Annotated in this window: 20 protein-coding genes; 15 read left to right on the top strand and 5 right to left on the bottom strand. The window is 61.9% G+C overall.

The window, feature by feature from the left end:
• Positions 1 to 70: 70 nt before the first annotated feature.
• Together gluQRS and dksA are read right to left on the bottom strand one after the other, a co-directional pair.
• Positions 71 to 958, bottom strand: a complete 888-nt coding sequence (gluQRS, locus tag ACQKPS_RS21860) for a tRNA glutamyl-Q(34) synthetase GluQRS (RefSeq protein WP_254481479.1) — start codon at positions 956 to 958, stop codon at positions 71 to 73.
• A 63-nt stretch (positions 959 to 1,021) separates the two neighbouring features.
• Positions 1,022 to 1,468, bottom strand: a complete 447-nt coding sequence (gene dksA / locus ACQKPS_RS21855) for an RNA polymerase-binding protein DksA (RefSeq protein ID WP_054885619.1) — start codon at positions 1,466 to 1,468, stop codon at positions 1,022 to 1,024.
• A 211-nt stretch (positions 1,469 to 1,679) separates the two neighbouring features.
• On the opposite strand from dksA, the gene ACQKPS_RS21850 reads away from it, so the two are divergent.
• Positions 1,680 to 2,852 (top strand): pyridoxal phosphate-dependent aminotransferase, encoded by a 1,173-nt coding sequence (locus tag ACQKPS_RS21850; protein ID WP_254481478.1) that lies wholly within the window; start codon positions 1,680 to 1,682, stop codon positions 2,850 to 2,852.
• On the top strand, positions 2,853 to 3,566 hold the full coding sequence (gene sfsA, locus ACQKPS_RS21845) for a DNA/RNA nuclease SfsA (protein WP_283725358.1): 714 nt from the start codon (positions 2,853 to 2,855) through the stop codon (positions 3,564 to 3,566). It begins immediately after the preceding gene.
• Here the strand turns inward: sfsA and ACQKPS_RS21840 are convergent.
• Positions 3,529 to 3,873: a Rieske (2Fe-2S) protein gene (locus ACQKPS_RS21840; RefSeq protein ID WP_427605617.1), complete on the bottom strand. Its 345-nt coding sequence runs from the start codon at positions 3,871 to 3,873 to the stop codon at positions 3,529 to 3,531. The genes sfsA and ACQKPS_RS21840 overlap by 38 nt on opposite strands.
• 148 nt (positions 3,874 to 4,021) lie before the next feature.
• Between ACQKPS_RS21840 and ACQKPS_RS21835 the strand changes: the two genes are divergently transcribed.
• From ACQKPS_RS21835 to ACQKPS_RS21820, 4 genes are read left to right on the top strand one after another with little or no spacing between them, the layout of a single operon-like run.
• Entirely contained in the window at positions 4,022 to 4,897 is an 876-nt protein-coding gene (locus ACQKPS_RS21835; protein ID WP_427605616.1) for a heme/hemin ABC transporter substrate-binding protein, read from the top strand.
• Positions 4,898 to 4,947: 50 nt separating this feature from the next.
• Positions 4,948 to 5,931, top strand: coding sequence for a FecCD family ABC transporter permease (locus ACQKPS_RS21830; RefSeq protein WP_427605673.1), 984 nt, complete (start codon positions 4,948 to 4,950; stop codon positions 5,929 to 5,931).
• On the top strand, positions 5,931 to 6,698 hold the full coding sequence (locus ACQKPS_RS21825; protein WP_427605615.1) for a heme ABC transporter ATP-binding protein: 768 nt from the start codon (positions 5,931 to 5,933) through the stop codon (positions 6,696 to 6,698). Before ACQKPS_RS21830 ends, ACQKPS_RS21825 begins: the two co-directional genes overlap by 1 nt.
• A 12-nt stretch (positions 6,699 to 6,710) precedes the next feature.
• A complete protein-coding gene (locus tag ACQKPS_RS21820; protein WP_427605614.1) occupies positions 6,711 to 7,592 on the top strand; it encodes a ChaN family lipoprotein in 882 nt (293 codons plus the stop codon).
• A 201-nt stretch (positions 7,593 to 7,793) separates the two neighbouring features.
• Here ACQKPS_RS21820 and ACQKPS_RS21815 read toward each other — a convergent pair whose 3' ends face one another.
• Together ACQKPS_RS21815 and ACQKPS_RS21810 are read right to left on the bottom strand one after the other, a co-directional pair.
• Positions 7,794 to 8,069, bottom strand: coding sequence for a TfoX/Sxy family protein (locus tag ACQKPS_RS21815; RefSeq protein ID WP_283725352.1), 276 nt, complete (start codon positions 8,067 to 8,069; stop codon positions 7,794 to 7,796).
• A gap of 185 nt (positions 8,070 to 8,254) precedes the next feature.
• Complete coding sequence (locus ACQKPS_RS21810) at positions 8,255 to 9,817, bottom strand: AAA family ATPase (RefSeq protein ID WP_427605613.1); 1,563 nt, start codon at positions 9,815 to 9,817, stop codon at positions 8,255 to 8,257.
• 117 nt (positions 9,818 to 9,934) lie between these two features.
• Here ACQKPS_RS21810 and mrcB point away from each other — a divergent pair, with 117 nt between their 5' ends.
• From mrcB to msrQ, 9 genes are all read left to right on the top strand, one after another.
• A complete protein-coding gene (gene mrcB / locus ACQKPS_RS21805; protein WP_054885609.1) occupies positions 9,935 to 12,256 on the top strand; it encodes a penicillin-binding protein 1B in 2,322 nt (773 codons plus the stop codon).
• Between the two features lie 16 nt (positions 12,257 to 12,272).
• Positions 12,273 to 13,058: a tetratricopeptide repeat protein gene (locus ACQKPS_RS21800; RefSeq protein ID WP_427605612.1), complete on the top strand. Its 786-nt coding sequence runs from the start codon at positions 12,273 to 12,275 to the stop codon at positions 13,056 to 13,058.
• On the top strand, positions 13,058 to 13,390 hold the full coding sequence (locus ACQKPS_RS21795; protein WP_176509673.1) for a YqcC family protein: 333 nt from the start codon (positions 13,058 to 13,060) through the stop codon (positions 13,388 to 13,390). Before ACQKPS_RS21800 ends, ACQKPS_RS21795 begins: the two co-directional genes overlap by 1 nt.
• Before the next feature lie 408 nt (positions 13,391 to 13,798).
• The gene (locus ACQKPS_RS21790; protein WP_427605611.1) at positions 13,799 to 15,523 is read left to right on the top strand and encodes an acetolactate synthase 3 large subunit; all 1,725 of its coding nucleotides are present in this window, start codon (positions 13,799 to 13,801) and stop codon (positions 15,521 to 15,523) included.
• 1 nt (position 15,524) lies between these two features.
• The gene (gene ilvN, locus ACQKPS_RS21785; protein WP_003250040.1) at positions 15,525 to 16,016 is read left to right on the top strand and encodes an acetolactate synthase small subunit; all 492 of its coding nucleotides are present in this window, start codon (positions 15,525 to 15,527) and stop codon (positions 16,014 to 16,016) included.
• Positions 16,017 to 16,071: 55 nt separating this feature from the next.
• The gene (ilvC, locus tag ACQKPS_RS21780) at positions 16,072 to 17,088 is read left to right on the top strand and encodes a ketol-acid reductoisomerase (RefSeq protein ID WP_054885606.1); all 1,017 of its coding nucleotides are present in this window, start codon (positions 16,072 to 16,074) and stop codon (positions 17,086 to 17,088) included.
• Between the two features lie 150 nt (positions 17,089 to 17,238).
• Positions 17,239 to 18,084, top strand: coding sequence for a CDP-diacylglycerol--serine O-phosphatidyltransferase (pssA, locus tag ACQKPS_RS21775; protein ID WP_254481467.1), 846 nt, complete (start codon positions 17,239 to 17,241; stop codon positions 18,082 to 18,084).
• A 76-nt stretch (positions 18,085 to 18,160) separates the two neighbouring features.
• Entirely contained in the window at positions 18,161 to 19,174 is a 1,014-nt protein-coding gene (msrP, locus tag ACQKPS_RS21770; protein ID WP_427605610.1) for a protein-methionine-sulfoxide reductase catalytic subunit MsrP, read from the top strand.
• The gene (gene msrQ / locus ACQKPS_RS21765; RefSeq protein ID WP_427605609.1) at positions 19,174 to 19,785 is read left to right on the top strand and encodes a protein-methionine-sulfoxide reductase heme-binding subunit MsrQ; all 612 of its coding nucleotides are present in this window, start codon (positions 19,174 to 19,176) and stop codon (positions 19,783 to 19,785) included. Before msrP ends, msrQ begins: the two co-directional genes overlap by 1 nt.
• Positions 19,786 to 20,017: the final 232 nt, after the last annotated feature.

The following is a 20,017-nucleotide window of genomic DNA, read 5'->3' as shown; positions in this document are numbered from 1 at the left end:
TTTGAATTTGAGCGGTATCTGCCTGTGCTGTCCTTTTCGCGGGTGAACCCGCGAAGAGGCCATGCCTGCTTCAGTGCAAATCAGCCTCTGGCACCGTCAACTGCCGGGCAATGGCTTCTGGTCGCCACTGCTCGCGTGCTACCGCCAGCACTTCGGCGGGTGTTGCCAGCAGCAGTTCGGCATCGGTGTCCTGTCCCAGCGCCCGCAACGCGCGCAGCAGCAGAGGTGTCGCCTGCTCCGCCTGCAGCGGCGGCGAACGATAGGACTTGCCCAGCTTGTGCCCGTCAGGCTGCACGATCAGTGGAATGTGCAGATAGCGCGGTTGCGAAAACCCCAGCAACTCCTGCAGGTACAGTTGGCGCGGCGTGTTGTCGAGCAGGTCGGCCCCGCGCACGATATCGGTGATGCCTTGCCAGGCATCGTCCAGCACCACCGCCAATTGGTAGGCATAGAGCCCATCGCGTCGCTGGATGATGAAGTCGCCCACCTCGCGGCCAAGGTGCTGCTGGAATTCGCCTTGCACCCGGTCGCTGAAGCGGTAGATCAGTTCGGGGACCCGCAGTCGGATCGCCGCGCCTTCACGGGCATGCCCCGCGTTGCGGCAATAGCCGGGGTAAATGCCGTTGTGCCCCTCCAGCTGCTTGCGCGAGCAGGTGCAGGCGTAGGCCAGGCCCATGCTGAACAGGCGGTCGACCACGGCGGCATAGGCTTCGTGACGCTGGCTTTGATAAACCACTTGGCCATCCCATTCCAGGCCATAGCGTTCGAGGGTCTGCAGGATCGCGTCGCGGGCCCCGGGCATTTCCCGGGGCGGGTCGGTGTCTTCCATGCGTAGCAGCCAGCGACCACCCGCCGCGCGGGCGTCAAGCCAGGAGGCAAGAGCGGCGACCAGCGAGCCGAAGTGCAGGAAGCCGCTTGGGGTGGGGGCGAAGCGTCCGATGTAACGGGAGTCTTTCATGGCATTGCCGGGCATATAAATGAAACGGGGCGCATGATGCGCCCCGTTCGGATGGGAGAAGTGTCAGCCTTTGCCGACGGTCTTTTCCTTTTTCTCCGCGATTTCCTTGCAGTCGAAGCACAGGTCCGCGGTAGGGCGGGCTTCCAGGCGGCGCAGGCCGATCTCGATGCCACACGATTCGCACCAGCCGTATTCTTCGTCCTGGATCTTCTGCAAGGTCTTGTCGATCTTCTTGATCAGCTTGCGCTCGCGGTCGCGGTTACGCAGCTCCAGGGCAAATTCTTCTTCCTGGCTGGCGCGGTCGGCCGGGTCGGGGAAGTTCGCAGCTTCGTCCTTCATGTGGTCTACGGTGCGGTCGACACTCTGCATGAGCTCGCTTTTCCAAGCATTGAGCAGCTTGGTGAAGTGATCCCTCATGCGGTCGTCCATGTAATCTTCGCCCGTGCCCTCTTGATAGGGCGCGACACCGTACATGGTCTGACCGGTTTTTTGCTTTTCTACGGTGGACATGAATAGACCGCCTCTCACTCATCTGATCCAATGCGCAGGCTGCTCCATCTCCGGCACCCGCCGGCCCTGCGACTGCGAGCCGCCGAACTTACCAGATAGATCGGGGGTTGCGCTAGCCCGCCCGATCCTAGGTGTTGACCGCAGCGCGCGGCGCACGTTCGGTGCGTTGCAAAGGTAGAATCCACAGTTTAGACCCAATTGAGAGAAGGTCATGGCCCACCCCTACAGTGCGCGCAGCCGCGCCATCGAACCCTTCCACGTCATGGCGTTGCTGGCGCGGGCCAACGAGCTGCAAGCAGCAGGCCATGACGTGATCCACCTTGAAATCGGCGAGCCGGACTTCACCACCGCCGCACCGATCGTCGCTGCCGGCCAGGCCGCGTTGGCCGCCGGGCATACCCGCTATACCGCCGCCCGTGGCCTGCCAGCGCTGCGCGAAGCCATCGCCGGTTTCTATGGCCAACGTTATGGTCTGCAGATCGACCCCGAGCGGATTCTCGTCACGCCGGGCGGCTCCGGGGCGCTGCTGCTGGCCAGCAGCCTGTTGGTCGACCCCGGCAAGCACTGGCTGCTGGCTGACCCGGGTTACCCGTGCAACCGGCACTTCCTGCGCCTGGTCGAAGGCGGCGCGCAGCTGGTGCCAGTCGGGCCAGAGGTCAACTACCAGCTGACCGCCGACCTGGTCGAGCGTTACTGGGACAAGGACAGCGTCGGCGCCCTGGTCGCCTCGCCAGCCAACCCGACGGGCACCGTGCTGGGCCGCGACGAGCTGGCCAGCCTGTCCAAGGCCACCCGTGAGCGCCATGGTCATCTCGTGGTGGACGAGATCTACCACGGCCTGACCTACGGCATGGACGCGCCGAGCGTGCTGGAAGTGGATGATTCGGCGTTTGTCCTTAATAGTTTTTCCAAGTATTTCGGCATGACCGGCTGGCGGCTCGGCTGGCTGGTGGCCCCGCCCAATGCCGTGGCCGATCTGGAGAAGCTGGCGCAGAACCTCTACATCAGTGCACCGAGCATGGCCCAGCATGCAGCGTTGGCCTGTTTCCAGCCGGAAACACTGGCGATTTTCGAAGCGCGTCGCGCCGAATTCGCCCGTCGCCGCGACTACCTGTTGCCGGCCCTGCGTGAACTGGGCTTCCGCATTGCCGTCGAGCCGCAGGGCGCGTTCTACCTGTATGCCGATATCAGCGCGTTCGGTGGCGATGCCTTTGCGTTCTGTCAGCACTTCCTCGAAACCGAGCATCTGGCTTTCACCCCTGGCCTGGACTTCGGTCGCCATTTGGCCGGCCACCATGTGCGGTTTGCCTATACCCAGGGCCTGCCACGCCTGGAACAGGCGGTCGAGCGCATCGCCCGCGGGCTGCGGAGCTGGCAAGGCTGAATGGTGTTCTTTCCTCCACTTGAACAAGGGCGCCTGCTGCGTCGCTACAAGCGCTTCCTGGCCGACATCGAATTGGCCAGTGGCGAGCAACTGACCATCCACTGCCCGAACACCGGTTCCATGCTCAATTGCATGCGCGAAGGCGGGCAGGTGTGGTTCAGCCGCTCCAACGACCCCAAGCGCAAACTGCCAGGCACCTGGGAAATCAGCGAAACGCCCCAGGGCCGCCTGGCTTGCATCAACACCGGGCGCGCCAATGCGCTGGTCGAGGAGGCGCTGCGTGCCGGAATGATCCACGAGCTGGCCGGGTTTACCGCGCTGAAACGTGAGGTCGCTTACGGCGAAGAACGCAGCCGGGTGGATTTTCGCCTGGAATTTGCCGACGGGCCGGCCTATGTCGAGGTCAAGAGCGTGACCCTGGGTTACCCGGATACCGCCGTGGCGGCGTTCCCGGATGCCGTGACCCAGCGTGGCGCCAAGCACCTGCGCGAGCTGGGGGCCCTGGCCCGCCAGGGCATTCGTGCGGTGCAGCTGTACTGCGTGAACCTTACCGGCGTCGAGGCGGTGCGCCCTGCCCATGAGATCGACTTCGCTTATGCCGACGCCTTGCGCGCTGCAGTGGCGGACGGGGTCGAGGTGCTGGCCTACGGCGTTCGCCTGGACAGCGAGCAAATCGTCATCGACCGCCCGCTGCCGGTGCTGCTGAGCCCCTGAGCCATATGCCCTGGCTGTCCTCATGGCAGTCCAGGGCCTGCAGCATTTCGCCTTCGCAGGGGCCTGCCACGCATTCACCACTCTCCATCAGAAACAGCGCGCCATGATGGGCACAGTGGATCAGGCAGGCACTGTCGTCGAGAAAGGCATGTTGTGCCCAGTTCAGCGGGATGCCGCGGTGAGGGCAGCGGTTGCGGTACAGGTAGACCTGGCCTTGACGGCGCACGCCGAACAGGTCGATGCCGTCTACGCTGAAGGCGCGGCTGTGGCCCTCGGCCAGGGCCTCGGAAGGACAAAGAAAATGCATTGCAGGGAAGGCTCGTGAAACAAAGTGATGGCTTGACGCCTCAATGCGAATAATTATCAAATTTACCGCATTTGCTGCGTCAGCCGTATATGGTGCGCAGTTCCGCCGCCCGCCACAAGGCGTACGGCCCGCCTTCAGAAGGAATCCGATGATGCGCCGTCCCGCTGGCTTGCTCGCCCTGTGCGTAGTTTTCATTGCTTGCACCCAGGCCTTGGCCGCCGAAATGCCGCAGCGCTGGGTCAGCGCGGGCGGGGCGTTGAGCGAGTGGATCAGTGAACTGGGTGGCGAGCCACGTCTGGTGGGCGTCGATACCACCAGCCAGCACCCCGCATCGCTGAAGGCCTTGCCCAGTGTCGGTTATCAGCGGCAGTTGTCGGCCGAGGGCATTCTCAGCCTGCGCCCGGATGTGCTGGTGGGCACCGAAGAAATGGGGCCGCCGCCTGTGCTGGCCCAGGTGCGCAAAGCGGGGGTACGGGTCGAGTTGTTCTCCAGCCAGGCTGATCTGGCTACCGTGGACGAGAACCTCAGGCATCTGGGGGCCTTGCTGGGCGCTGAGGAGAAAGCCGCACAGTTGGCGGCGAGCTACCACCAGCAACTCGAAGCGCTGCAATTGCAGGTCAGGCAGGCTCAGCAAAATCACAAGGCACCTGGTGTATTGCTGCTGGTTGGGCATGCTGGCGCCAAGCCGCTGATTGCCGGGCAGGGCACCGCGGGTGACTGGGTGCTGCGCCAGGCGGGGGCGCGCAACCTGGCCGTGCACCAAGGCTACAAGAACTTCTCCAACGAGGCGCTGGCGGCGCTCGACCCGGATGTTGTGGTGTTCTCTGATCGTGCGTTGAGCGGCGAGCAGGCGTTGCAGGCGCTGCTCAAGGAAAATCCGGCGCTGGCCGCTTCCCGAGCTGTGCGCGACAAGCGCCTGGTGTCGCTCGACCCGACATTGCTGGTGGGTGGCCTTGGCCCGCGCCTGCCAACCGCCTTGCAGGAACTGGCGACTGCGTTCTACCCGCCAAGCGCTGCCCAATGAAACAACGCATCCAGCCGCGAACGCTTTTTGTTTGCCTGACATTATTGTGTCTGCTGGCCATCTGGCTGTCGCTGGCCCTTGGGCCGGTCAGCCTGCCGTTAGGGGATACCTTGCGCGCCGGCCTGCGTTTGCTCGGGCTGCCAATTGCCGCTGACGGCCTGGAACAGGCAGACATGATCCTTGGCCAGATTCGCATGCCCCGTACGCTGCTGGGGTTGGCAGCGGGCGCTGTGCTGGCACTTTCCGGAGTGGCCATGCAGGGCCTGTTCCGCAACCCGTTGGCTGACCCCGGCCTGGTCGGTGTCGCCAGTGGCGCGGCGCTGGGGGCGGCGGTGGCGATTGTCGGCGGCAGCTGGTTAGGTGGGGTCCCGGAAGGGTTTGCCCCGTACCTGCTTTCGGCCTGCGCTTTCATCGGCGGGCTGGGCGTCACGGCGCTGGTGTACCGATTGGGACGGCGTGAGGGGCAGACCAACGTTGCCACGATGCTGCTGGCCGGCATTGCGCTGACAGCGCTGGGCGGCTCGGCGGTGGGGCTGTTTACCTACCTGGCCGATGACGCCACGCTGCGCACGCTGACCTTCTGGAATCTGGGCAGCCTCAATGGCGCCAGTTACGAGCGGCTCTGGCCTTTGTTGCTGATCACTGCGGGGGTGGCGCTCTGGCTGCCGCGCCGGGCTCAGGCACTCAATGCATTATTGCTCGGTGAATCGGAGGCGCGGCATCTGGGCATCGAAGTGGAGCGGCTCAAGCGCGAGCTGGTGTTCTGTACTGCTTTAGGGGTTGGCGCTGCAGTTGCCGCAGCGGGTCTGATCGGCTTCGTTGGGCTGGTGGTGCCACATCTGGTGCGGTTGCTGGCTGGCCCCGACCATAGGGTATTGTTGCCAGCCTCGCTGTTGGCCGGTGGGACCTTGCTCTTGTTTGCCGACCTGGTGGCGCGCTTGGCGTTGGCCCCGGCTGAATTGCCCATTGGTATCGTGACCGCATTCATCGGTGCCCCGTTCTTCCTGTTTTTGCTGGTTCGAGGGCGTAATTGATGCTCGAAGTGCAAAACCTGCATCTGCGCCGAGGCAGCAATGAAGTGCTGCATGACATCAATCTGCAGCTGGAGCCTGGGCAGGTGCTGGGCGTGCTGGGACCTAATGGCGCGGGTAAGAGCAGCCTGCTGGGGGCATTGTGCGGCGAGCTCACGCCAAGCCGCGGGCAGGTGACCCTGCAGGGTAAAGCCCTGGCTCAATGGCCGGGTCAGGATCGGGCACAGCGACTGGCGGTGCTGCCCCAGGTATCCAGACTGGGCTTCGCTTTCCGTGTCGAGGAGGTAGTCGGCATGGGGCGGCTGCCCCACCGCAGTGGTCGGCAGCGTGACCGGGAGATTGTCGAGGCAGCGTTGCGTGCCGCAGACGCCTGGCATCTGGTTGAGCGCAGTTACCTGGCGCTGTCCGGGGGGGAGCGTCAACGCGTGCACCTGGCACGGGTGCTGGCTCAGCTCTGGCCGGGTGAACAGGGGGCCACGCTGTTGCTCGACGAACCGACCTCCATGCTCGATCCTCTGCACCAGCATACGACGCTGGAAGCTGTACGCAGCTTTGCCGACCGTGGTGCAGCAGTGCTGGTGATCCTGCATGACCTCAACCTGGCTGCGCGCTACTGTGATCGTATCCTGCTCCTCGAAAGCGGCCGCTGCCATGCACTGGCCAACCCCCGGGAGGTGCTGACGCCTGCGTCACTCAAGGCCGTGTTCGGCATCGACGTGCTGGTGCAGGCGCACCCGGAACGGGGCCACCCGCTGATCATTACCCGCTAGGAGGCACTGCCCATGGGTCATCCTTTGCTGTGCGGTACGCTGCTGTGCCTGGCACTGGGTGGCTGTCAGGCCAACCTGCCGCCGTTGCCGGCCTGGCAGAGCAGCGAAGGGCGGGATAACGCCGAGCTGGGGCAGATCCACGATCTGGCCAGTGGGCAGGTGATCAGCCCCGAACAGCTGGTTGAGGGCCTGGCCGATGCGCCACGGGTGTTGATCGGCGAGAAGCATGACAACCCGGATCATCACGCCCTGGAGCTGTGGTTGATGCACGCGCTGCAGGTGCGCCGGGCGCAGGGCAGCCTGTTGCTGGAAATGCTGCAACCCGAGCAGCAGGCCGGCGTCGATGCGCTTGCCGGGCGAGCGCAACTGCCCCAGGACCTGCCCAAGGCCCTGGCTTGGGACGATGGCTGGGACTGGCAATCGTACGGCCCTATTGTGCGAGAGGCCTTGCAACACCCTGTGCCGCTGTTGGCGGCCAACTTGTCCCCCAGCGAGATGCGCCAGGCCTATCGACACCCTGCGGTTCTGTCGGGAACCCGGTCCACTGCACCTGGGGTACGGGCGGCACTGCTCGAACAGGTCAGGCAGGGGCATTGTGGCCTGCTACCGGAAAGCCAGCTACCAGCGATGCTGGCTGTGCAACAACAGCGGGATCGGCATATGGCCGAACGGCTGCTGGCGGCGCCGCAGCCGGCGTTGCTGTTGGCCGGTTCGTACCATGCGCGCAAGGACTTGGGGGTGCCTCTGCACCTCGCCGATCTGGGCGCCACGGGCGAGAGCAAAGTGGTGCTGCTGGCCGAAGTGGGCGAGCAGGTCGAAAGCGGGACGGCCGACTATGTCTGGTACACGGCGGCGATGCCAGAGCAGGACTACTGCGCGCAGTTGCGCCACTAGCCAGTACCCATCTGGTCGGGGCAAACCTGCTGGCAAAAAAAGACCCGGCAAAATGCCGGGTCAATAACCGTGATTAGCCTGATGAGGAGATAATCTGAGAGTCCGAACCAGGGGCTCTTAGCTTATCCAACCAGTCTCGCGACCAGTTGTGATAATCATAACGATTCTCATTTCAGCGTCAACACCCTTCTAACGTTTTTTTCAGATTTTTTTGCCGATAGGGCATTTCGCATCGAGTTGCTGGTTGAGCGCTTCCTTGCGTTCGGCTGGCAAATCGTTCCAGTGCATGTCCAGCAATGCACCTTCAATGGCGTACAACAGCACCTTCGACGCCCTGAAGCCTCGCGTTTTAACGGCCTGATAGGCGCCCACCGCGCCAAGCCGGCGCAAGTCCGAGGCGCTGTGGATACCAGCCGCATGCAACCACTGCGCAGAGGTCTTGCCAAGATTCTTCAGGTGCTGCAATTCATCGTTCATCGAGCCTCCTTGCGATGGCTGAACGGGTCTAGGGGATAAATCGCGAGCAGGTCAGAGAGGAGTGTAGCGGGGGTTGGAAAATGCGCGGCCTTTTGCCATCGGGGACGACGAGCTGACAGTGGCGGCCTTTACCGACCCCTTCGCGGGCACGCCCGCGAAGAGGCCGCTACAGAAGAACGGCGAACTTACAGGCCCGGCAGACGCTGGCGAATCTGGTCGATCACCTGGTCCATACCGCTGGCTTCCTGGGTATCGATGCGGGTGCTGTTTACCAGCTCCTGGGCATCCAGTGGCTCACGGCTGGCCTGCTGAGCCTTGACCACTTCAAGCGTGGCATCCGACGGGTCGCTGTTCTCGGCCTGGCGCTGTTCCAGCCAGCTGGCGATCACCGCTTCCGGGGCATGGCAGTCGAGGATCAGGAACGGCACGCCAGTCTCGTTGGCCACTGCTGCTGCGGCCTGGCGCTGTTCAGCCTTCAGGTAGGTGGCATCGAGCACCACCGGGAAACCGGCACGCAGGATCGTTGCCGCCAGCGCGTGCAGGCGCTGGTAGGTGGCCACGCTGGCATCCTGGTCATAGATCCCGGTAGCGAGTTGGCCGGCGTTCTGCGCCTGCTGTTCGCCGAACAGGCGCTTGCGCTCCACATCCGAACGCACGCGAACCGCGCCCAGCGCCTCGACCAGACGCATGGCTACGTGGCTCTTGCCCACAGCCGACACGCCATGGGTGATAGCAAGCAGGCGAGAAGGGATGGCGCTGTAGCTTTCTGCCAGGTTGGCGTAGTTGCGGTAGGTGCGCAGGGTCGTGGCGCGCTGCACGGCGTCGGCATCGGCCGACAGGCTGAACAGGGCGACCTTGGCCCGTACCAGCGCGCGGTAAGCCTTGTAGAAGTTCAGCAGTTCCAGGCCGGCATAGTCGCCGGTCAGCTCCAGGTACTGGCTGATGAAGCGGCGGGCCAGGCACTTGAGGCCACGGTCTTCCAGGTCCATGGCCAGGAAGCCGATGTCGGCGTAGACGTCGGTCAGGCGGAACGGCTCGTTGAACTCGATGCAGTCGAAGATCACCACCTTGCCGTCGATCAGGGTGGCGTTACCCAGGTGAATGTCACCGTGGCATTCGCGGATGAAGCCATTGGCCTTGCGTGCTTCAAGCAGGCCGTGCAGGCGCTTGAAGCTGTCTTGCGCCCAGGCCTGCAGGTTATCGAGTTGCTGCAGGTCGGCCTTGTCGCTGAGGAACGGGCGGATCTGCTCGAAGTTCTGCTCGACCGGAGCCATCACGCTTTCCGGGGTGCCCAGCGGATGCTCCGGCGACACTCTCGGTGCCTGCAGGTGGAATTCGGCAATCTGCCGGGCCATCTGGTCGATGTGGCTGGTATTCAGCTCGCCATTGGCCTGCAGGGTGTTGAGCATCTGGCCCTGGGGGAACTGTCGCATCTTCAATACATATTCGATCGCTTGACCTTCACCACCGATTTGCGGCGCTTCGGCACTGCCGGTGATTGGCAGGACTTCAAGGTACAGGCCATCGGTCAGGCGCTGGTTCAGGCGCAACTCTTCATTACAGAAGTGCTGGCGTTGGTCCAGGCTGGTGAAGTCGAGGAAGCCGAAGTTCATCGGCTTCTTGACCTTGTAAGCGTACTCGCCGGTGAGCAGGACCCAGGAGATGTGCGTCTCGATGAGCTGGAACCCGTCCACTGGGTGAGGGTACAGGGCAGGGTTCTGCAACGCGTTGATCAAGGCTTGGCTCACGGGAAATCCTTCCGGGGACAGGGAATTCGAAAGCGCCATTATGGTCAATGGTGCCGTCCCTGCCTACCGCCAGAGGGCGCCTGCCTACCCTTTATAAAGTGCGTATAATCCGCCGCCATGACTCGAACCCGAAATCCCCGTACCCCTCAGAAACGCCCGACCGGCCGCTCGCGCGCCTGGCTGGGCTGGGCCTTGAAGCTCAGCCTGGTCGGCCTGGTGATCGTTGCCGGCTTCGCGGTTTACCTTGATGCCATCGTTCAGGAGAAGTTCTCCGGCAAGCGCTGGACCATCCCGGCCAAGGTGTATGCCCGGCCGCTGGAGCTGTTCAGCGGTCAGAAACTGAGCAAGAACGACTTCCTCACCGAGCTCGATGCCCTTGGCTACCGGCGTGAAAGCGCGGCCAACGGCCCGGGCGCGGCGGCGGTCAACGGCAATACCGTCGACCTCAACACCCGTGGCTTCCAGTTCTACGAGGGCATGGAGCCTGCGCAGTTCGTGCGGGTGCGCTTCTCCGGCGACTATGTGGCAGACCTCGCCGGCGCCAACGGCAAGAAACTCGACGTGGTACGCCTGGAGCCGCTGATGATCGGCGGTATCTACCCGAAGAACCTCGAAGACCGCATCCTGATCAAGATCGATCAGGTGCCGCCATACCTGCTCGAAACCTTGGTAGCCACCGAGGACCGGGACTTCTACAGCCACTTCGGCGTGTCGCCCAAGTCCATCGCCCGGGCCATGTGGGTCAACACCTCGGCCGGTTCGATGCGCCAGGGCGGCAGTACCCTGACCCAGCAGCTGGTGAAGAACTTCTACCTGACCAGCGAGCGTAGCCTCACCCGTAAGCTGACTGAAGCGATGATGGCCGTACTGCTCGAGATGCATTACGACAAGCGCGAGATCCTCGAGGCCTATCTCAACGAAGTATTCGTCGGCCAGGATGGCCAGCGCGCCGTGCATGGCTTCGGCCTGGCCAGCCAATTCTTCTTCAGCCAGCCGCTGTCGGAGCTGAAACTGCACCAGATTGCCTTGCTGGTGGGCATGGTCAAGGGGCCGTCCTATTACAACCCGCGGCGTTACCCTGACCGTGCGCTGGCGCGGCGTAACCTGGTCCTCGATCTGGTGGCCGAGCAGGGCGTGGCCAGCCAGGCGGAAGTCGATGCGGCGAAGAAGATGCCGTTGGGCGTAACCAAGCGTGGCAGCCTTGCCGACAGCTCGTTCCCGGCCTTCCTCGACCTGGTCAAGCGCCAACTGCGCCAGGACTACCGTGACGAAGACCTGACCGAGGAAGGCCTGCGCATCTTCACCAGTTTCGACCCGATTTTGCAGATGAAGGCCGAAACCTCCATGGCTGAAACCTTCAAGCGCCTGGCGGGGCGCAAAGGTGCCGATGAGGTGGAGTCGGCGATGGTCGTGACCAACCCGGAAACCGGTGAAGTGCAGGCCCTGATCGGCAGCCGCCAGTCCGGCTTTGCAGGCTTCAACCGTGCCATCGACGCGGTGCGGCCGATCGGTTCGCTGGTCAAGCCGGCGGTCTACCTGACCGCGCTGGAGCAGCCAAGCAAGTACACCCTGACCAGCTGGGTGCAGGACGAACCGTTTTCGGTCAAAGGTGCCGACGGCCAGGTATGGCGCCCGCAAAACTATGACCGGCGCTCGCACGGTACGATCTATCTGTACCAGGGCCTGGCCAACTCGCTTAACCTGTCGACCGCCAAGCTCGGCCTGGAAGTCGGCGTGCCGAATGTGATCAAGACCATTGGCCGCCTGGGCGTCAATGTCGACTGGCCAGCCTTCCCGGCGATGTTGCTGGGCGCTGGCGGCATGTCGCCAATGCAAGTCGCGACGATGTACCAGACCATCGCCAACGGTGGCTTCAACACGCCGATGCGCGGCATCCGCAGCGTGCTCACGGCGGAGGGCGAGCCGCTCAAGCGCTACCCGTTCCAGATCCAGCAGACCTTCGACCCAGGTGCTATCTACCTGGTACAGAACGCCATGCAGCGGGTGATGCGTGAGGGTACTGGCCGCTCGGTCTACAACGTGCTGCCAAGTTCGCTGACCCTGGCGGGCAAGACCGGCACCAGTAACGATTCGCGCGACAGCTGGTTCTCCGGTTTCAGCCAGGACCTGCTGGCAGTGGTGTGGATGGGCCGTGACGATAACGGCAAGACGCCATTTACCGGTGCCACCGGCGCCCTGCAGGTGTGGACCAGCTTCATGAAGAAGGCCGACCCGCTGCCATTGGACATGCCACAGCCAGACAACGTGGTGCAGGCGTGGATCGATCCGTACAGCGGCCATGGTTCCGACAGAAGCTGTCCGGGCGCCGTGCAGATGCCGTATATTCGCGGCAGTGAACCGCCCGCCGGAGCGACCTGCGGCGGTGAGCAGAATCCCGTAGAGTCGGTCATGGACTGGGTCAAGGGCTGGATGAACTGAGCCCAACGCAGCATTGATGAGGTGTGAATTGAAAAAGTGGCTGTTTCCTGCCGTGACGGCGCTGGTAGTGCTTCAGGGTTGCTCCAGCGTGCCGCGAGGCAACATTCCGGTAGTGGACTCGAGCACCCGGGTGTCCAATAGTGAGCGCGTCCAGGCCCACCGTTCGGCGGGCATGAGCACTGGCACGGCGCAGGCACAGTCGCTGCCAGAGGACTCCGGCGTGACCGTGATGATTCCGCAAGGCGCGGGGGCCGCAGGCATCCAGACCTTCCCGGCGGGCAGCAGCGCGGCGCCGATCAGTACTGGCCCTATCACGCCAGGGCCGGTGACTTCGGCGCCGATCACGACAAACCCTAACCCGATCGCTGACGAACCCTTCGATATCGCCTCGATGAACAGCACGCCGGCCGCATCCAGCGCGCCGACCGGCATCCCGCGCAGCAGTGCCGCTTCCGGTGGTCTCTCGGCCGATGAACAGCTCGATGGCCCGGTCCTGGCGCTGCTGACCACTGCCCAGTCGCAGCAGGGCAGCGGTGACTACAACGGTGCTGCCTCGAGCCTGGAGCGCGCCCAGCGCATCGCCCCGCGTGAGCCTCAGGTGCTGTTCCGCCTGGCCCAGGTGCGCCTGTCGCAAGGCGACGCGCCACAGGCCGAGCAACTGGCCCGCCGTGCATTGACCTACGCCAATGGTCGCCCCGACCTGCAGGCCGAGTTGTGGAACACCATCGCCCAGGCCCGTGAAAAGCAGGGTGACAGCGCCGGTGCCGCCTTGGCGCGGCAGAAAGCGCGGGTCAACTCGTGATGATCGAGCAACGCATTCTCGATATCGCCGACCACCTGCTGCTCATCGAGCGTGAGCTTCAGGTGCAAGGCTGGTGGGATGATGAGCCGCCGAGCGACGACGCGCTGGCCAGCACTGTCCCTTTCGCGGTCGATACGCTCAGCTTCGAGCAGTGGTTGCAGTGGATCTTCCTGCCGCGCATGAAGATCATCATCGAACTCGGCCACCCGCTGCCCAATGCCTCGAGCATCCTGGTGATGGCGGAAACCGTGTTCACCGATCGTCCGGAAGAAAGTCGCGAGCTGCGCCGCCTGTTGGCAGCATTCGACCAATTGATCGCTCCTTCCGCCTGATTTCTTCAGTTTTTCCTTCAAGGGCCGCAGATTGTGGCCCTTTTTTATGAAAATGTTATTTTTCCTGCTGCTGACTCGGTTTTTAGTGGTGGAACGAATTCATCTTCGGGAAAAATTGGCAATAATTTTTCTTGACTTGTAGGCGCCAAATCACAAGAATCCAGATTCCGCTGTAGAGGGACTGCCAGAAGCAGACCCGCTAAGCAGATCATGAGGCGCACACCCGCGCCGCCTGTAACACCCCGCAACGCGTTACCTCGCGCTGGGTGGGAAAACCCCGCAACACTCTGGGGTCCTCCCAATACTTGCTCAGTCAGTGCTGAACGTTCGCTCATGCTCTGCTTGGCAGTAAACCTATTAAGACCCGCCCAGTGAGGGCGGTATTCTGGCGTTTTAGAGGTGAACAACGTGGAGCTTTTATCTGGCGCTGAAATGGTCGTCCGCTTCTTGCGTGACGAAGGCGTTAAGCACATCTACGGGTACCCTGGTGGTGCTCTCCTTCATGTTTATGACGCGCTGTTCAAAGAGCCGGAAGTGGAACACATCCTGGTTCGTCACGAGCAGGCGGCAACCCATATGGCGGACGGCTACGCCCGCGCCACCGGCAAGGCCGGTGTGGTGCTGGTGACCTCCGGTCCGGGCGCGACCAATGCCATTACCGGCATTGCCACCGCCTACATGGATTCGATTCCGATGGTCATCCTGTCCGGCCAGGTGCCTAGCACCATGGTAGGTACCGATGCCTTCCAGGAAACCGACATGATCGGTATCTCGCGGCCGATCGTGAAGCACAGCTTCATGATCAAGAACCCGACCGAGATCCCTGAAGTACTCAAGAAAGCCTTCTACCTGGCGCAATCCGGTCGCCCAGGCCCGGTCGTGGTCGACATTCCAAAAGATATGACCAACCCGGCCGAGAAGTTCGAGTACGTCTATCCGAAGAAGGTCAAGCTGCGCTCTTACAGCCCGGCCGTGCGCGGTCATTCCGGGCAGATCCGCAAGGCTGCCGAAATGCTCCTGGCTGCCAAGCGCCCGATCGTCTATGCCGGTGGCGGCGTGATCCTCGGCGGTGGCTCCGAAGCCCTGACCGAAATCGCCAAGTCACTGAATCTGCCGGTCACCAACACCCTGATGGGGTTGGGTGGCTTCCCGGGTACCGATCGTCAGTTCCTCGGCATGCTCGGCATGCACGGCAGCTTCACTGCCAACATGGCCATGCACCATGCCGACGTGATCTTTGCTGTCGGCGCGCGTTTCGACGACCGCGTGGTCAATGGCCCGGCCAAGTTCTGCCCGAATGCCAAGATCATCCATGTCGACATCGACCCGGCGTCGATCTCCAAGATGATCAAAGCCGACGTGCCGATCGTTGGTCCGGTCGACAGCGTGCTCAGCGAAATGCTCGGCATCCTCAAGGAAATCGGCGAGCAGCCTGACAAGGTGGCGCTGGATGCCTGGTGGAAGCAGATCGAAGAATGGCGTGGCAACGGCGAGCTGTTCCCTTATGACAAGGGCGACGGCAACGTCATCAAACCGCAAAAAGTCATCGAGACCCTGTGCGAAGTGACCCACGGCGATGCTTTCGTCACCTCGGACGTTGGCCAGCACCAGATGTTCGCGGCGCAGTACTACCGCTTCAACAAGCCGAACCGCTGGATCAACTCCGGTGGCCTGGGCACCATGGGCTTTGGCTTCCCGGCGGCGATGGGCGTGAAGCTCAACTTCCCGGATCAGGACGTTGCCTGCGTGACTGGCGAAGGCAGCATCCAGATGAACATCCAGGAGCTGTCCACCTGCATGCAGTACGGCCTGCCGGTGAAGATCGTCAACCTGAACAACGGTGTGTTGGGCATGGTCCGCCAATGGCAGGACATGGCCTACAACGGTCGTCATTCGCACTCGTATGTCGAGTCGCTGCCGGACTTCATCAAGCTGGCCGAGGCCTATGGCCATGTGGGTATCCGCATCACCAGCCTGAAGGACCTCAAGCCGAAGCTGGAAGAAGCGTTTGCGATGAAGGACCGCCTGGTGTTCATCGACATCGCGGTCGACCGTAGCGAGCACGTCTATCCGATGCAGATCAAGGATGGCTCGATGCGTGACATGTGGCTGAGCAAGACGGAGCGTACCTGATATGCGGCACATCATTTCCCTGCTGCTGGAAAACGAACCCGGTGCTCTGTCCCGTGTGGTCGGCCTGTTCTCCCAGCGCAACTACAACATTGAAAGCCTGACCGTGGCGCCGACCGAAGACCCGACCCTGTCGCGTCTGACGCTGACCACCGTTGGCCATGACGAAGTGATCGAACAGATCACCAAGAACCTGAACAAGCTGGTCGAAGTGGTAAAACTTGTCGACCTGTCGGAAAGCGCTCACATCGAGCGTGAACTGATGCTGGTCAAGGTCAAGGCCACTGGTGCCCAGCGCGCCGAGATCAAGCGCACCACGGACATTTTCCGTGGCCAGATCGTCGATGTGACCGCCAGTGTGTACACCGTGCAGCTGAGCGGCACCAGCGACAAGCTGGACAGCTTCATCCAGGCGATCGGCACCGCATCGATTCTCGAAACCGTGCGCAGTGGCGTTACCGGCATCGCCCGTGGCGACAAAGTGCTCAGCATCTAAATTCAAAAATTAGCGATGGCTCCGCAGGGGCCGAGATATAACCAGGGGTATTTTCATGAAAGTTTTCTACGATAAAGACTGCGACCTTTCCATCATCCAGGGTAAGAAAGTCGCCATCATCGGTTACGGTTCCCAGGGCCACGCTCAGGCGTGCAACCTGAAGGACTCCGGTGTAGATGTCACCATCGGTCTGCGTAAAGGTTCGGCCACCGTCGCCAAGGCTGAAGCCCATGGCCTGAAAGTGACCGACGTTGCCTCCGCCGTCGCTGCTGCCGACCTGGTCATGATCCTGACCCCGGACGAGTTCCAGGGCCAGCTGTACAAGCAGGAAATCGAGCCGAACATCAAGAAGGGCGCTACCCTGGCCTTCTCCCACGGCTTCGCCATCCACTACAACCAGGTTGTTCCACGTGCCGACCTCGACGTGATCATGATCGCGCCAAAGGCACCGGGCCACACCGTGCGTTCCGAGTTCGTCAAAGGCGGCGGTATCCCTGACCTGATCGCCATTTACCAGGATGCCTCCGGCAACGCCAAGAACGTCGCCCTGTCGTACGCTTCGGGCGTAGGCGGCGGCCGTACCGGTATCATCGAAACCACCTTCAAGGACGAGACTGAAACCGACCTGTTCGGTGAGCAGGCTGTTCTGTGCGGTGGTACCGTCGAGCTGGTCAAAGCCGGCTTCGAAACCCTGGTTGAAGCAGGCTATGCGCCAGAAATGGCCTACTTCGAGTGCTTGCACGAGCTGAAGCTGATCGTTGACCTCATGTACGAAGGCGGCATCGCCAACATGAACTACTCTATCTCCAACAACGCCGAGTACGGTGAGTACGTCACCGGTCCGGAAGTCATCAACGAAGAATCCCGCAAGGCCATGCGTAACGCTCTGAAGCGCATCCAGGACGGTGAGTACGCGAAGATGTTCATCTCCGAAGGTGCTACCAACTACCCATCGATGACCGCCAAGCGCCGCAACAACGCCGCTCACGGCATCGAGATCATCGGCGAGCAGCTGCGTTCGATGATGCCTTGGATTTCGGCTAACAAAATCGTCGACAAGACCAAGAACTGAGTCTTATCGAAAGATGAAAAACGCGGCTTCGGCCGCGTTTTTTCGTTCTGGCAGTCAGCTTCTGGTATAAAGCAGACCAGTGGCTCGCCGTCAGAACCTGTTTTGCGGGCCCGTGTCGAACATTTTCCATCCTGTTGCAAGGTACCCTCCATGAGCGAACGTCCCGAAGAGCCGAACAAGCCCTCCGACGCCGAAAGCCTGCTACCTGTCGATGAGCACGTTGAAGAAGGGCATGACGCCGAAGGGCGCAAGGTGCGCCATCGCGGCATCTATCTGCTGCCCAACCTGTTTACCACCGCCAACCTGTTTGCCGGTTTCTATTCCATCATCAGCTCGATGAGTGCCCAGAGCGCTGGCGATCCACGCGAGGCGAGCAAGTATTTCGCCTTTGCCGCCATTGCGATTTTCGTGGCCATGGTGCTCGACGGCCTCGATGGTCGTGTGGCGCGCATGACCAATACCCAGAGCGCCTTCGGTGCCGAGTACGACTCGCTATCGGACATGGTCGCCTTCGGTGTGGCCCCAGCCCTGCTGGCCTTCGGCTGGGCGTTGGGTGACATGGGCAAGGTCGGCTGGATGGTCGCCTTCATCTATGTCGCGGGTGCGGCGTTGCGTCTGGCGCGTTTCAATACCCAGGTTGGCACTGCCGACAAGCGCTACTTCATCGGCCTGGCCAGTCCGGCCGCTGCCGGTGTGGTCGCCGGTACCGTCTGGGCATTCAGCGACTACGGCATTCAGGGCTCCAAGCTGTCGTTCCTGGTGGCATTGCTGGTAGCCGCTGCAGGCATGCTGATGGTCAGCAACATCAAGTACAACAGCTTCAAGGAGCTGGACCTCAAGGGGCGCGTGCCGTTCGTGGCAATCCTTGCGGTGGTGCTGGTGTTTGCCGTGGTGTTCAGCGACCCTCCGCGCATCCTGTTGCTGATCTTCCTCGCTTATGCCGCATCGGGACCGATCCAGTTCCTGCTGCGCGGTCGTCGGCGCAAAGTTTCATGATGCGTTAATGCTGGAATAACCCTCCGGCTCCATAGTCTTACTGGTACATCCGTAATCCAGTGCTGTGGAGCCGACCATGCTCATCAAGCTTCCCAGGTCTTCCGACTGCAAGGCAGCGGAGATCACTCCTGAAGGTATCTACCTTTCCCGTCGTACCCTGCTGGGTGGCTCACTGGCCGGCGTGGCCCTGGGCGCGTTACCCGGCGGGGTGAGCGCGGCTGATATGTCGCGCTATGCCGATGTGGCGCCTGGCGCCGCGCCTGGCTGGTTTACCGAAAAGCTCGCTGCCGCACGTTGGCAGGCAGTGACGGTCAAGGATGAGGCGATCACGCCGTTCAAGGACGCCACCCACTACAACAACTTCTATGAGTTCGGGCCGGACAAGGGTGACCCGGCCGCCAATGGCGACAGCCTGAAGACCGAGCCCTGGTCGGTGGTGGTGGATGGTGAGGTGGGCAAGCCGGGCCGCTATGCGCTGGAAGACTTCGTAAAACCCTATCAACTTGAAGAACGCATCTACCGGCTGCGCTGTGTGGAAGCGTGGTCGATGGTCATTCCCTGGCTGGGGTTTCCCTTGGCGCAGGTGCTCAAACAGGTCGAACCGACTTCGAAGGCGCGCTATGTCCGTTTCGAGACGCTGAATGACCCGCAGCATATGCCTGGGCAGCGTTCAGGCTTTGCCTTGATCGACTGGCCTTATAGAGAAGGCTTGCGCCTGGATGAAGCGATGCATCCGCTGGCGATTCTGGCCGTGGGGATGTATGGCCGGGAGCTGCCCAACCAGAACGGTGCACCGTTACGCCTTGTGGTGCCCTGGAAGTACGGCTTCAAAAGCATAAAGTCGATCGTGCGAATCAGCTTGGTGGCCGAGCAGCCTGGGACTACCTGGCAGGGGCTGGCACCCGATGAATACGGCTTCTATGCCAATGTGAATCCCACCGTTGACCATCCGCGCTGGACTCAGGCGCGCGAGCGACGCTTGCCCAGCGGTTTGTTCAGCCCCAACGTGCGAGAGACACAGATGTTCAATGGCTACGCCGATGAGGTGGCGTCGCTGTATGCCGGGCTCGATTTGCGGAAGAACTATTGATGCGCTATCCCTGGTTTCGCCTGGCTATCTTCATTGTAGGGTGCGTATTTCCCGCGCTGTGGTTGTACGAGGCGGCAATGAGCCTGTTGGGGCCGGACCCCGGGAAGATCATCATGGATCGTCTGGGGCTTGGGGCGTTGACTTTTTTGCTGATCACCTTGGGGATGACGCCGTTGCAGAAACTGACGGGGTGGCCGGGTTGGATCGTGGTGCGCCGTCAGTTGGGGTTGTGGGTGTTTGCCTATATTGTGCTGCACATCCTGGCGTATCTGTTCTTTATCCTTGGGTTGGATTGGGGGCAGTTGGCAGTCGAGTTGCGCAAGCGGCCGTACATTATTGTTGGCTCGCTCGGTTTTCTCGGCTTGCTGGTGCTGGCGGGTACCTCGAATCGGTATAGCCAACGGCGACTAGGGGCGCGTTGGAAGAAGCTGCACAAGCTAGTATATGGGGTGCTTGGACTGGGGTTGCTGCATTTCCTGTGGATCGTTCGGTCGGACCTGAGGGAGTGGGCTATCTATGCGTGCATTGGCGCTGTGCTGATGCTTATGCGGGTTCCCACGGTTTCAAGGATGCTTCCGAGGATTTTCCGGAGGCAGGGAAGGGCGCTCTGAAATCTTTTTGAAAGAAAAGGTTGACGGGGTTTCGAATCCCCTTATAATGCGCCCCACTTCCAGCGACATCGGAACGACAAACTCCTTGAGTTTCAATGAGTTAGACGATTCGGCAGGTGCTGAAAGGGCTTCGATCGAATGATCGATAGCGGTTGAGATGAAGGTTGACAGCGGTTTTAAACGCTGTATTATTCGCCTCCCGCTACGAGAGATCGCAGCGAGCCAAGTGTTT

Origin of the sequence: Pseudomonas sp. NPDC086566 (assembly GCF_050280885.1) — a bacterium.
GTDB classification, from domain to species: domain Bacteria; phylum Pseudomonadota; class Gammaproteobacteria; order Pseudomonadales; family Pseudomonadaceae; genus Aquipseudomonas; species Aquipseudomonas vlassakiae.
The sequence above is the reverse complement of the archived record's forward strand: the minus strand, read 5'-3'. Positions and strand labels throughout refer to the sequence as shown.